The 12,795-nt window shown below is 66.2% G+C and carries 13 protein-coding genes; all 13 read right to left on the bottom strand.

Annotated elements, in window-relative coordinates; all coding sequences use genetic code 11:
• Positions 1-2: 2 nt before the first annotated feature.
• On the bottom strand, positions 3-779 hold the full coding sequence (gene lpxA, locus RA210_RS08620) for an acyl-ACP--UDP-N-acetylglucosamine O-acyltransferase (RefSeq protein WP_201486121.1): 777 nt from the start codon (positions 777-779) through the stop codon (positions 3-5).
• Positions 776-1,216 carry a 3-hydroxyacyl-ACP dehydratase FabZ gene (fabZ, locus tag RA210_RS08615; protein ID WP_136489100.1) on the bottom strand — a complete coding sequence of 147 codons (441 nt, stop codon included), beginning with the start codon at positions 1,214-1,216 and terminating at the stop codon, positions 776-778. Before fabZ ends, lpxA begins: the two co-directional genes overlap by 4 nt.
• Before the next feature lie 45 nt (positions 1,217-1,261).
• Positions 1,262-2,320: a UDP-3-O-(3-hydroxymyristoyl)glucosamine N-acyltransferase gene (lpxD, locus tag RA210_RS08610; RefSeq protein ID WP_136489099.1), complete on the bottom strand. Its 1,059-nt coding sequence runs from the start codon at positions 2,318-2,320 to the stop codon at positions 1,262-1,264.
• Between the two features lie 5 nt (positions 2,321-2,325).
• Positions 2,326-2,829 carry an OmpH family outer membrane protein gene (locus RA210_RS08605; protein WP_136489098.1) on the bottom strand — a complete coding sequence of 168 codons (504 nt, stop codon included), beginning with the start codon at positions 2,827-2,829 and terminating at the stop codon, positions 2,326-2,328.
• A gap of 46 nt (positions 2,830-2,875) precedes the next feature.
• Positions 2,876-5,221, bottom strand: coding sequence for an outer membrane protein assembly factor BamA (gene bamA, locus RA210_RS08600; protein WP_136489097.1), 2,346 nt, complete (start codon positions 5,219-5,221; stop codon positions 2,876-2,878).
• A 76-nt stretch (positions 5,222-5,297) separates the two neighbouring features.
• Positions 5,298-6,650 carry a sigma E protease regulator RseP gene (gene rseP / locus RA210_RS08595; RefSeq protein WP_201486120.1) on the bottom strand — a complete coding sequence of 451 codons (1,353 nt, stop codon included), beginning with the start codon at positions 6,648-6,650 and terminating at the stop codon, positions 5,298-5,300.
• A 16-nt stretch (positions 6,651-6,666) separates the two neighbouring features.
• Positions 6,667-7,848: a 1-deoxy-D-xylulose-5-phosphate reductoisomerase gene (gene ispC / locus RA210_RS08590; protein ID WP_442963391.1), complete on the bottom strand. Its 1,182-nt coding sequence runs from the start codon at positions 7,846-7,848 to the stop codon at positions 6,667-6,669.
• Positions 7,845-8,660, bottom strand: coding sequence for a phosphatidate cytidylyltransferase (locus tag RA210_RS08585; protein ID WP_201486119.1), 816 nt, complete (start codon positions 8,658-8,660; stop codon positions 7,845-7,847). The genes ispC and RA210_RS08585 overlap by 4 nt, the downstream gene beginning before the upstream one ends.
• Positions 8,654-9,415: a polyprenyl diphosphate synthase gene (gene uppS / locus RA210_RS08580; protein WP_201486118.1), complete on the bottom strand. Its 762-nt coding sequence runs from the start codon at positions 9,413-9,415 to the stop codon at positions 8,654-8,656. The genes RA210_RS08585 and uppS overlap by 7 nt, the downstream gene beginning before the upstream one ends.
• A 16-nt stretch (positions 9,416-9,431) precedes the next feature.
• Positions 9,432-9,989, bottom strand: coding sequence for a ribosome recycling factor (frr, locus tag RA210_RS08575; protein WP_136489092.1), 558 nt, complete (start codon positions 9,987-9,989; stop codon positions 9,432-9,434).
• Between the two features lie 2 nt (positions 9,990-9,991).
• Positions 9,992-10,726, bottom strand: a complete 735-nt coding sequence (gene pyrH / locus RA210_RS08570; RefSeq protein ID WP_201486117.1) for a UMP kinase — start codon at positions 10,724-10,726, stop codon at positions 9,992-9,994.
• Between the two features lie 204 nt (positions 10,727-10,930).
• Positions 10,931-11,800 carry a translation elongation factor Ts gene (gene tsf, locus RA210_RS08565; protein ID WP_201486116.1) on the bottom strand — a complete coding sequence of 290 codons (870 nt, stop codon included), beginning with the start codon at positions 11,798-11,800 and terminating at the stop codon, positions 10,931-10,933.
• Between the two features lie 124 nt (positions 11,801-11,924).
• Complete coding sequence (gene rpsB / locus RA210_RS08560) at positions 11,925-12,662, bottom strand: 30S ribosomal protein S2 (RefSeq protein ID WP_201486115.1); 738 nt, start codon at positions 12,660-12,662, stop codon at positions 11,925-11,927.
• Between the last annotated feature and the right edge of the window lie 133 nt (positions 12,663-12,795).

Raw genomic sequence — 12,795 nt, 5'->3', positions numbered from 1 at the left:
CGTCAGCGGGTGATGCCGCGGGTCGAGCTGCGCACCGAGTCGCAGAACAGCGCCACTTCCGGGTACTGCGCCGCGTCGGCGGCCAGGTCGGCCAGCGCCTCCTCGACGGTCAGCCCCTTGCGGTACACGACCTTGTAGGCGCGGCGCAGGGCGTGCATCACCTCGTCGCTGAAACCGCGCCGGCGCATGCCCTCGAAGTTCATGCTGCGCGCCTCGGCGGGGCTGCCGAACACGGTGACGAAGGCCGGCACGTCCTTGCCGATCGCCGTGCCCATGCCGGAGAAGCTGTGCGCGCCGATATGGCAGAACTGGTGGACCAGGGTGAAGCCGGAGAGGATCGCCCAGTCGCCGACGTGCACGTGGCCGGCCAGTGCGGTGTTGTTGACCAGGATGCAGTGGTCGCCGATCACGCTGTCGTGGCCGACGTGCACGTAGGCCATCAGCAGGTTGTGGTTGCCGATGGTGGTCTCGAAGCGATCCTGCACGGTGCCGCGATGGATGGTGACGCCTTCGCGGATCACGTTGTGGTCGCCGATCACCAGACGGGTCGGCTCGCCCTTGTACTTCAGATCGGGAGTGTCTTCGCCTACCGAGGAGAACTGGTAGATGCGATTGTGCCGGCCGATCACCGTGGGGCCCTTGACGATCACGTGGGGACCGATCACGGTACCCTCGCCGATTTCCACGTTCGGACCGATGATCGACCAGGGGCCAACTTCGACGGAGTCGGCCAGCCTGGCACTCGGATCGATGATGGCGCGAGGGTCGATCAGACTCATTTCTTCTGTTCCGCGCAGATGATCTCGCCGGAGCAGACCGCCTTGCCGTCGACGCTGGCCTGGCACTCGAACTTCCACAGGCCACGCTTGGTGCTGAGTACGCGGGCCTCGAGGATCAGCTGATCCCCCGGGGTCACCGGCGAGCGGAAACGCAGGTTGTCGGAGCCGACATACAGGTACAGGGTGTCGGCGGCCGCCTTGGCCCCCATCATGCTGAAGCCGAGCAGGCCGGCGGCCTGGGCCATGGCTTCGATGATCAGCACCCCCGGCATGATCGGATGGCCCGGGAAGTGGCCATTGAAGAACGGCTCGTTGATGGTCACGTTCTTGTAGGCGCGGATGCGCTTTTCCTCGAGATCCATCTCCACCACCCGATCCACCAGCAGGAACGGGTAGCGGTGCGGCAGGAGTTCGCGAATCTCGTTGATATCCATCATGGTGTGGGAGCCTTGGTCAAAAAATGGAACACGGGGAGGCGTGCCTCAGGCATCAGATGAGCCATCCCCGCTCCGGGTCACGGCGGCGAGCTGTTTTTCCAGCTGCTGCAGGCGCTTGGCCATGTCGTCAAGGTGACGCAGGCGCGCGGCGCTCTTCTTCCACTCGGCCGCCGGCTGCATCGCCGTGCCCGAGGAATAGGCCCCCGGCTCGGTGATCGAGCGGGTGACCATGGTCATGCCGGTGACGAACACGTGATCGCACACCTCGATGTGACCGACCATGCCGACGCCGCCGGCGATCATGCAGTGCTTGCCGATCCTGGTGCTGCCGGAGATGCCGCAGCAGCCGGCCATGGCAGTGTGATCGCCGATCTGCACGTTGTGGGCGATCATGATCTGGTTGTCGAGCTTGACCCCGTTGCCGATCACCGTGTCGGCCAGGGCGCCACGGTCGATGGTGGTGTTGGCGCCGATCTCGACGTCGTCGCCGATGGTCACGCCACCGATCTGGGCGATCTTGATCCACACGCCCTTGTCGTTGGCGAAGCCGAAGCCCTCGCCGCCGAGCACCGCGCCGGACTGGATGACCACACGCTGACCGATGCGCACGTCGTGGTACAGGGTCACCCGCGGCGCCAGCCAGCCGTCGTCGCCGATCACGCTGCGCGCACCGATCACGCAATGGGCACCGAGGCTCACCCGCGCGCCGATCACCGCGCCGGACTCGATCACCACGCCGGGACCGACCGAGGCGCTCGGATCGACCACGGCATCCGCGGCGACCATGGCCGTCGGGTGGATGCCGGGCACGGCGACCGGCTTGCGGTCGAACAGGTGCGACAGCTGGGCGAAGGCCAGGTAGGGATTGGCCAGCACCAGCGCATTGCCGGCGAAGCCCTCGGCATCGGCCGGAGTCAGCAGCACCGCGCCGGCCTGGCAGGTCGCCAGGTGCTTGCGGTACTGCGCGTTGGCGAGAAAGGTCAGCTGCTGCGGGCCGGCGTCCTGCAGGGCGGCCAGACCGGCGATGGGCAGACCGGCCGGTCCGCGCAGCTCGGCGCCGACGCGCGCGGCCAGCTCGCCAAGGGTATGGACGGAAGCACTCATGGCGATCAGCGCAGCTGGTTCATGCGCTCGATCACCTGCTTGGTGATGTCGAACTGCGGCTTGACTTCCACCACGGCACCGCGCTCCAGCACCAGGTCGTAGTTGCCCTTCTTGATCACTTCCTCGACGGCCTTGTCCAGCTTCGGCTTGAGCTGCTTGAGCATGTCGCGGTCGGCGATGGCCTTGGCCTCGTTCAGCTCCTTGGACTGGAACTGGAAGTCGCGGGCCTTCTGCTTGAACTCGAGTTCCAGACGCTCGCGCTCGCTCTGCGCCATCTTCTCGCCCTCCTTCATCAGGCGGTCCTGGATGCGCTTGGCGTCGCTCTCCAGGGTCTTCAGGCGGTTGAGCTGCGGGCCGAACTTCTTCTCGGCATCGACGGCGTACTTCTTGGCCGCGTCGGATTCGAGCAGGGCCATTTGATAGTTGAGTACCGCCACCTTCATTTCGGCGAAGGCCGGCAGGCTCACCATAGCGGCGGCGAACAGGATTGCTTGGGTCAACTTGCGCACGATGAACTCCTGATACGAATCGGTTGGGTGAAAGGCCCCAACGGGCTTAGAAAGTCTGTCCCAGGGAGAACTGGAATACCTGGGTATCGGAGTTCTCGGGCTCCTTGACCGGCATGCCGAGGCTGAAGCTCAGCGGGCCGAGCGCGGTCAGCCAGGTCAGGCCGACGCCCACCGAGCTGGCCATGTCGCTCAGGCTGATGTCGCAGCCGACCTCGCCGCGCGCCTCCTGGGCGGCGCTGCAGTTGGTGTCGAACACGTTGCCGACGTCCCAGAACAACACGGTGCGCAGGGAGCGCTGGTCCTTGACGAACGGCAGGGGGAACAGCAGCTCGGTACCGCCCTGCACGATGACGTTGCCGCCGAAGGGTTGCGGATCCTGATCCGGATCGGCCGCGGCCGGCGTGCTGCGCGGGCCGAGACTGCTTTCCTCGAAGCCGCGTACCGAACCGAAACCGCCGGCGTAGTAGTGCTCGTAGAACGGCAGTTCGCTGGTCGAGCCGTAGCTGTCGGCATAGCCCAAGCGGCCATGGAAGCGCAGGGCGTAGTCCTTCTTCCACAGCGGGACGAAGACCTGGCCGTTGTAGTCGATGCGGTAGAACGACAGGTCGCTGCCCGGCAGGGTGATCTCGCCGACCAGGCTCTGCGAGTAGCCGCGGCTGGCGAACATGCCGCGGTTGAGGGTCGACTGCGACCAGCCCATCGAGCCCTTGAAGTTGGTGTAGCTGTCGCCTTCGGCCGCGATGAAGTCGTTGATCTCGTCGACCGTGTAGGTACCGGGCTTGATGTCGTCCTGCTGGGCCGACAGCCCGTAGGTCAGGCGCGAGGTCTCGCTGATCGGATAGCCGAGGTTGATGCCGGCACCGAGGCTGTCCACCGAGTAGCTCGACACGTCGACGTCGAGGTCGTCGTAGTCGGTGGTGCGATAGAACATGTTGTAGCCGAGGCTGACGCCGTCCTCGGTCCAGTACGGATCGGTGAAGGCGAAGTTGTAGCGGGTCTGGTACTCGCTGCGGGTCAGGCCGACGTTGACCTTGTTGCCGGTGCCGAGGAAGTTGTTCTGGCTGATCGAGCCGCCAAGGATCAGGCCGGCGCTCTGGGCGAAGCCGACGCTGGCGGTGATCGAGCCGGACGGCTGCTCCTCGACGCTGTAGTTGACGTCGATCTGGTCGTCGGTGCCCGGCACCGGCGGGGTCTCGACGTTGACCTCCTTGAAGTAGCCGAGGCGCTCGAGGCGGGTCTTCGACTGGTCGATCAGGTAGGTCGAGGCCCAGCCGCCTTCCATCTGGCGCATCTCGCGGCGCAGCACCTCGTCCTCGGTCTTGGTGTTGCCGCGGAAGTTGATGCGATTGACGTAGGCGCGCTTGCCCGGGTCGACGGCGAAGGTCAGCGAGACGGTGTTGTCCTCGTCGTGCGGCTCGGGGATGCCGTTGACGTTGGCGAAGGTGTAGCCCTCGTTGCCGAGGCGGCGGGTGATCAGCTCGGAGGTGCTGGTCATCACCTTGCGCGAGAACACCTGGCCTTCCTTGACCAGCAGCAGCTTGCGCACCTCTTCCTCCGGCACACGCAGGTCGCCGGCCAGCTTGACCTCGCGGATCGTGTAGCGCTCGCCCTCGTCGATGTTGACGGTGACGTAGACGTGCTTCTTGTCCGGGGTGATGGACACCTGGGTGGAGGTGATGTCCATGTTGATGTAGCCGCGATCCAGGTAGTAGGAACGCAGGCGCTCGAGGTCGCCGGACAGCTTCTCGCGGGAATACTTGTCGTCGTTGCGGAAGAACGACAGCCAGTTGGTGGTGCGCAGCTCGAACAGGCCGGCCAGCTCCTCGCTGGAGAACACCTTGTTGCCGACGATGTTGATGTGCTGGATGGCGGCGACCGAACCCTCGTTGATCTTGATCTTCAGGGCGACCCGGTTGCGCGGCTGGCTGACCACCTCAGTGTCGATGCTCGCCGAGTAGCGGCCCTGCGCCACGTACTGGCGCTGCAGCTCGTTGCGCACACCCTCGAGGGTCGCCTGCTGGAAGATCTCGCCTTCGGCCAGGCCGGACTGCTTGAGGCCCTTGAGCAGATCATCGGTGGCGATGGCCTTGTTGCCGTCGATCTCGATCGCCGAGATCGACGGGCGCTCGACCACGTCGACCACCAGCACGCCGTCCTCGCGACCGAGGCGGATGTCCTGGAAGAAGCCGGTCTTGAACAGCGAGCGGGTCGCCTCGACCAGGCGACGGTCGTCGACCGCGTCGCCGACGTTGAGCGGCAGGGCGCCGAACACGCTGCCGGCGGATACCCGCTGCAGGCCGTTGACGCGAATGTCGGTGATCGTGAAGGACTCGGCGTGAACCTCGGCGGTGATCAGCGCGGCAATTACCGCCGGTAGCAGCAAGCGTTTCATGAAGTCCTTTCTAACTTTTCAGACTGACTAAAAAGGAACTGCCGCCCCAGGCGGCAGCTCCGCAATGCGTGGCAGGTTACAGCCGGCTGATGTCATTAAACAGGGCGAGAAGCATCAGGCCGACCACCAGGCTGATGCCTATCTGCATGCCGAGCGCCTGCACCCGTTCCGACAGCGGCCGGCCACGGACCCATTCGACCATATAGAACAGCAGATGCCCGCCATCGAGGACCGGAATCGGCAGCAGGTTGAGCACGCCGAGGCTGATACTCAGGTAGGCGAGGAAGCTCAGGAAATCTCCCACCCCAGACTGGGCCGAAGCGCCGGCCACTTTAGCAATCGTTATCGGGCCGCTCAAGTTTTTTACCGAGAGCTCGCCGAACAGCATCTTGCCGATCGAGTCGAGGGTCAGAAGGCTCATCGACCAGGTCCGCCCGAGGCTTTCGCCCACCGCATCCAGCGGACCGTGACGGACTTCACGAAGCATCTGCGCCGGCCATTCGCCGCCGTTGACGCCGGCCCCGAGGTAGCCGCTGCGCGCCTTGCCTTCGCCGCGAGCGGCCAGGGTCAGGCTGACGTCCAGCGCCTGGCCATCGCGCTCGACCCGCAAGCTCACCCGCTGCCCCGGGCGCTCGCGCACCCGCTCGACCACCTGCTGCCAATCGTCCAGCGCCACCCCGTCCAGGCTCAGCAGGCGATCGCCCACCTCCAGCCCGGCGGCCTGCGCCGGCCCCTGCGGATCGAGCTGGGCCAGTACCGGCTCGACCCTCGGCGTCCACGGACGGATGCCCAGCGCCGCCAACGGATCGGGATCCTCGGCCCCCCTGAGCCAGCCATCCAGGGCCAGGGTGCGCTCGCTCTGCACGCTGGAGTCCGGCTCCTGCAGACGCAGGCGCAGGCTGCCGCTCTCGCCGAGACGGCGCACCAGCTGCAGGTTGACCTCGCTCCAGCCCTGCACCGCCCGTCCGTCCACCGCCAGCACCTCGGCACCGGCCATCACCCCGGCCTGCTCCGCCAGACTGCCCGGCTCGACGCTGCCGATCACCGGGCGCACCTGCTGGCTGCCGAGCATGGCGACCACCCAGAAGAACAGGATGGCGAGCAGGAAGTTGGCCAGCGGCCCGGCGACGACCACGGCGAAGCGCTGGCGTACGCTCTTGCGGTTGAACGCCTGATCGAGCAGCGCCGCGGGAACCTCGCCCTCGCGCTCGTCGAGCATCTTCACGTAGCCGCCCAGCGGGATGGCGGCAATCACGAACTCGGTGCCGTGGCGGTCATGCCAGCGCAGCAGCGGCGCACCGAAGCCCACCGAGAAACGCAGCACCTTGATGCCGCAACGCCGCGCCACCCAGAAGTGACCGAATTCGTGGAAGGTGACCAGCACACCCAGGGCGACCAGGGTGCCGACGATCATGTACAACGCGCTCATCGAAAAACCTCCGGACTCAGTGTCCGCAGTGGCCAAGCCAGTCCTGCGCGGCGGCACGCGCCTCGGCATCGGCCTGCAGCACGGTGTCCAGCTCGCGGACGGCAACGGCAGGGATGCGCTCGAGCACCGCCTCGATCATTCGGGCAATGTCGACGAAGCGGATGCGCTCGTCAAGGAAGGCGGCGACCGCCACCTCGTTGGCGGCGTTGAGCAGCGCCGGCGCCGTACCGCCCGCCTCGGCCGCCTGGCGCGCCAGTTTCAGGCAGGGGAAACGCCGCTCGTCCGGCGCCTCGAAGTCGAGGCGGGCGATGGCGAACAGGTCCAGCGGCGCCACCCCGGAGTCGATGCGCCGCGGCCAGGCCAGGGCATGGGCGATGGGCGTGCGCATGTCCGGATTGCCCAGCTGGGCCAGCACCGAACCGTCGACGTAGTCGACCAGCGAATGGATCACGCTCTGCGGATGGACCACCACCTCGACCTGGGCCGGGCGCGCATCGAACAGCCAGCAGGCCTCGATCAGCTCCAGCCCCTTGTTCATCATGCTCGCCGAGTCGACCGAGATCTTGCGCCCCATCGCCCAGTTGGGATGGGCGCAGGCCTGCTGCGGCGTGGCTTCGGCGATGCGCTCCAGCGGCCAGCAGCGGAACGGCCCGCCGGAGGCGGTGAGCAGGATGCGCCGCACGCCGACCCGCCCCAGGCCCTGGCCGTAGTCGCCGGGCATGCACTGGAAGATGGCGTTGTGTTCGCTGTCGATCGGCAGCAGCTCGGCGCCGTGGGCCTGCACCGCCTGCATGAACAGGGCGCCGGACATCACCAGCGCCTCCTTGTTGGCCAGCAGCACGCGCTTGCCCGCCTGCACCGCGGCCAGGGTCGGCTTGAGCCCGGCGGCGCCGACGATGGCGGCCATCACCGCATCCACCTCCGGGTGGGCGGCGACCGTGCACAAGCCCGACTCGCCGACCAGCACCTCGGTATCCAGCCCGGCGCCACGCAGACCATCCTGCAGCACGCGCGCCGCCTCGGCCGTCGGCACCACGGCGAAGCGCGGGCGATGCAGCAGGCACAGGCGCTCCAGCTCGGCCAGCCGGCTGAAGCCGGTCAGGGCGAAGACGCGGTAGTCGTGGGGATGACGGGCGACGACGTCGAGGGTGGAGAGACCGATGGAACCGGTCGCCCCGAGTACGGTTATCTGCTTCACAGGCTTCCCCAGCCGTGCAGCCAGAGCAGCACGGCGAACATCGGCACCGCCGCCGTCAGGCTGTCGATGCGATCCAGCACGCCGCCGTGGCCGGGCAGCAGGCTGCTGCTGTCCTTGATGCCGGACTGACGCTTGAACATGCTCTCGGTCAGGTCGCCGACCACCGAGATCAGCACCACCAGCGCCGCACCGAGCAGCGCCATCATCAGGTCACGGGCGTCCCAGTCGCGATACAGGCCGACCAGCAGGGTCAACAGCAGGCTGCCGGCCAGGCCGCCGTACAGCCCCTCCCAGCTCTTGCCGGGACTGACCTGCACCGCCAGCTTGCGCCGGCCGAAGCGCCGGCCGCTGAAGTAGGCGCCGACGTCGGCCGTCCACACCAGCAGCATCACCGCGAGGATCAGGCTGTTGCCCTGCGGCCACTGCTTGAGCAGCAGCAGCCCCTGCCAGGCCGGCAGCAGGATCAGCAGACCGATCGCCAGGCGCACCGGCAGCGCCTGCCAGGCCCGGCTGCTGGCCGGATAGGCGAGCACCAAGGCGATGGCCGCCAGCCACCAGAGCACCGCCAGGGCCAGCACCGGCCCGGCCAGCGACGGCAACTGGTAGAGGAGCGCCAGCAGCAGGGCGACCACGCCGGCATAGCCCAGGCGCAGCGGCTGCGCCTCGAAGCCGGCGAGACGCGCCCACTCCCAGGCGCCGGCGCAGACCACCAGGCCGATGAACAGGGCGAACCAGCCACCCTGCAGCAGGAAGAAGCCGCCCAGGGCAACGGGCAGCATGATCAGGGCGGTGATGATGCGCTGCTTCAGCATGTGGGCTTCCGTTGTTCCGCCGCCACCTGCTCGCTGGTCTTGCCGAAGCGCCGCTGGCGACGGGAGAAGTCGGCCAGCGCGGCGCGCATGGCATCGTGTTTGAAGTCCGGCCACAGCAGCTCGGAGAAGTACAGCTCAGCGTAGGCCACCTGCCAGAGCAGGAAGTTGCTGATGCGCTGCTCGCCACCGGTGCGGATGCACAGGTCGACCGGCGGCTGGGTGCCGGTGGCCAGGCAGCGCTGCAGCAGATCGGGGGTGATCTCGTCGACGGCAAGGTGACCGGCGGCCACCTCGCGCGCCAGACGCTGCGCCGCCTGGGTGATGTCCCACTGGCCGCCGTAGTTGGCCGCCACCTGCAGCAGCATGCCGCCGCCTTCGGCGGTCAGCGCCTCGGCCTCGGACATAGCCTTCTGCAGTTCGGGCTGGAAGCGCGTGCGCTCGCCGAGGATACGCAGGCGGATGCCGTTGGCCGCCAGCTTCTTCACCTCGCGGCGCAGGGCCATGAGGAACAGCTCCATCAGCGCGCCGACCTCGTCGGCCGGGCGCTGCCAGTTCTCGCTGGAGAAGGCGAACAGGGTCAGCACCTCGACCTTGGCCTCGGCGCACACCTCGATCACCGCGCGCACCGCATCGACGCCGGCCTTGTGCCCGGCCACGCCGGGCATGAAGCGCTTCTTCGCCCAGCGGTTGTTGCCATCCATGATGATGGCAACGTGGCGCGGCGTACCCGCAGGTGCTTGCATCGTCTTGTCCATGACAGTCATCCGGCCGTCAGACGGCCATCAGGTCGGCTTCCTTGGCCTCGAGGGCCTTCTCGACTTCGCCGACGGCCTTGTCGGTGAGCTTCTGCACCTCGTCGGCGGCACGACGCTCGTCGTCCTCGCTGATCTCCTTCTCCTTGACCAGGTCCTTGAGCTGGGCCAGCGCATCGCGGCGGATGTTGCGGATCGCCACGCGGGCGTTCTCCGCCTCGGCGCGTGCCTGCTTGGTGTAGCCCTTGCGGGTTTCCTCGGTCAGCGCCGGCATCGGCACACGGATGGTGGTACCGGCGGTGGCCGGATTGAGCCCCAGGTCGGAGGTCATGATGGCCTTCTCAACGGCCTGGATCATGCTCTTGTCGAACACGGTCAGGGCCAGGGTGCGCGAATCCTCGGCGACCACGTTGGCCACCTGGCGCAGCGGGGTGTCGGCGCCGTAGTAGGACACCATGACGCTGTCCAGGATGCTCGGGTGGGCGCGGCCGGTGCGGATCTTGGCAAAGGCGTGATCCAGCGAATCCAGCGACTTCTTCATGCGCTCCTGCGCGTCCTTCTTGATCTCGTTGATCATTCTCAACCCTCCTCGACCAGGGTGCCTTCGGCTCCCCCGACAACAATGTTAAGCAAGGCTCCGGGCTTGTTCATGTTGAACACCCGCAGCGGCATCTTGTGATCGCGGCACAGGCAGATGGCGGTCAGGTCCATCACGCCCAGCTTGCGATCGAGCACCTCGTCATAGGTCAGGCGCTCGAATTTCTCGGCATTGGGATCCTTGAACGGATCGGCAGTGTACACGCCATCGACCTTGGTGGCCTTCAGCACCAGATCGGCATCGATCTCGATGGCGCGCAGGCAGGCGGCAGAATCGGTGGTGAAGAACGGATTGCCGGTGCCGGCGGAGAAGATCACCACCTCGCCGCTGTTCAGGTGGCGCATGGCCTTGCGGCGATCATAGTGGTCGGTGACCCCGACCATGGAGATGGCGGACATCACCAGCGCCGGGATGTTCGAGCGCTCCAGGGCGTCGCGCATGGCCAGCGAGTTCATCACCGTGGCCAGCATGCCCATGTGGTCGCCGGTCACCCGGTCCATGCCGGCCGCGCTCAGCGCCGCGCCGCGGAACAGGTTGCCGCCGCCGATGACCAGACCGACCTGCACGCCGATGCCCACCAGTTGGCCGATCTCCAGGGCCATGCGGTCGAGCACCTTGGGATCGATGCCGAAGTCCTCGCTGCCCATCAGCGCTTCACCGCTGAGCTTGAGCAAAATACGTTTGTAGCGGGCTTGGCGACCACTCAGCTGGGCCATACGAATCTCCTGCGGCAGTGTGATGTTGCGAAAAACCGGCTTTTCGCGCTCCGGCGCGGCTTTGACCGCGACAGAGTGAACCCGTGCCCTCATGGCACCGAAAAACTGCATCCCTGTCTCTTCCCGGCGGCCGAGCCGCCAGCTTGCAAAGAAAAGGCTGCGCGCGGGAGCGGGCAGCCTCTTCTCGGACGACCTCAGGCCATCTTACTGCTGGGTGGCAGCCACCTGGGCAGCAACTTCGGCAGCGAAGTCGACTTCAGCCTTCTCGATGCCCTCACCCACTTCGAAGCGGACGAAGGAAACGATCTCGGCACCGGCCTTCTTGGCCAGCTCGCCGACCTTGACTTCCGGATCCTTGACGAACGGCTGCTCGACCAGGCTGGCCTCGGCGAGGAACTTGGCGATACGACCCTTGACCATGTTCTCGACGATGTTTTCCGGCTTGCCGGCGATCTTGTCGGCGTTCAGGGCCAGGAAGATTTCCTTTTCCTTGGCGATGGCTTCCTCGGAAACCTCGGCAGCGCTCAGGAACTGCGGGTTGCTGGCAGCCACGTGCATGGCGATGTCCTTGGCCAGCTCGGGGTTGCCGCCCTTCAGGGTCACCAGCACGCCGATGCGGTGGCCGTGCAGGTAGGCACCGATCACGTCGCCTTCGACGCGGGTCAGGCGACGGATGTTGACGTTCTCGCCGCACTTGGCGACCAGGGCTTCGCGGGCGGACTCGCGGGAGGCGACCAGCGGGGCCACGTCGGTCAGGCCGTTGGCGAAGGCTTCTTCCAGGCTCTCGGCGACGAAGCCCTTGAAGTCGTCCTGCAGGGCCAGGAAGTCGGTCTGCGAGTTGACTTCGATGATCACGGCTGCCTTGTTGTCAGCGGCGACCTTGACGGCGATGGAGCCTTCGGCGGCGATGTTGCCGGCCTTCTTGGCGGCCTTGATGGCGCCGGAAGCGCGCATGTCGTCGATGGCCTTCTCGATGTCGCCGTCGGCGGCGACCAGGGCCTTCTTGCACTCCATCATGCCCTGGCCGGTACGCTCGCGCAGTTCCTTGACCAGTGCTGCAGTAATCTCTGCCATGTTGGGAATCCTCTGAAGAGTTGCTAAACCAGTTCGCCCGGCGGGCCGGGCGGCAATTCGGAAGTGGCAAAAAGGGGGCCTAGCCCCCTTTTTGCGCACCGGATAACGCTTGGCGCGCCTGCGCTCAGCCTTCGGCGGCTTCGGAGGAAGCCTCGGCGGCGAACTCTTCGCCGGTGCCGGCCTTGGCCTTGCCGTTCAGCACGGCGTCGGCCATCGAGCCCAGGTACAGCTGCACGGCGCGGATGGCGTCGTCGTTACCCGGAATGATGTAGTCCACGCCTTCCGGGCTGCTGTTGGTATCGACCACGCCGATGACCGGGATGCCCAGCTTGTTGGCTTCGGTGATGGCGATGCGCTCGTGGTCGACGTCGATCACGAACAGCGCATCCGGCAGACCGCCCATGTCCTTGATACCACCCAGGCTGCGCTCCAGCTTCTCCAGGTCGCGCGAACGCATCAGCGCTTCCTTCTTGGTCAGCTTCTCGAAGGTGCCGTCCTGGGACTGGGTTTCCAGATCGCGCAGACGCTTGATGGAAGCGCGAATGGTCTTGTAGTTGGTCAGCATGCCGCCCAGCCAGCGGTGATCGACGAACGGCATACCGGCACGGGTAGCTTCTTCGCGGACGATCTTGCCAGCGGAGCGCTTGGTGCCGACGAACAGGATCTTGTTCTTGCCGGCAGCCAGCTTCTCAACGAAGCTCAGGGCTTCGTTGAACATCGGCAGGGTTTTTTCGAGGTTGATGATGTGAATCTTGTTGCGCGCGCCGAAGATGTACTTGCCCATCTTCGGGTTCCAGTAACGGGTCTGGTGACCGAAGTGGCAGCCGGCCTTGAGCATATCGCGCATGTTGACTTGGGACATTTCTATTCCTCGATAAGTCGGGTTGAGCCTCCACGCATCCCAAAATCCAACCCTTGCGGGCACCCAGGATAATTGTGTCGATGCGTGTGTGGTTTCGTTGCCTTTCCGGGACCACCCCGAAAAGCGCGGCGCT

It is taken from the genome of Pseudomonas sp. OF001, assembly GCF_904426495.1.
Lineage (GTDB): Bacteria > Pseudomonadota > Gammaproteobacteria > Pseudomonadales > Pseudomonadaceae > Geopseudomonas.
The sequence above is the reverse complement of the archived record's forward strand: the minus strand, read 5'-3'. Positions and strand labels throughout refer to the sequence as shown.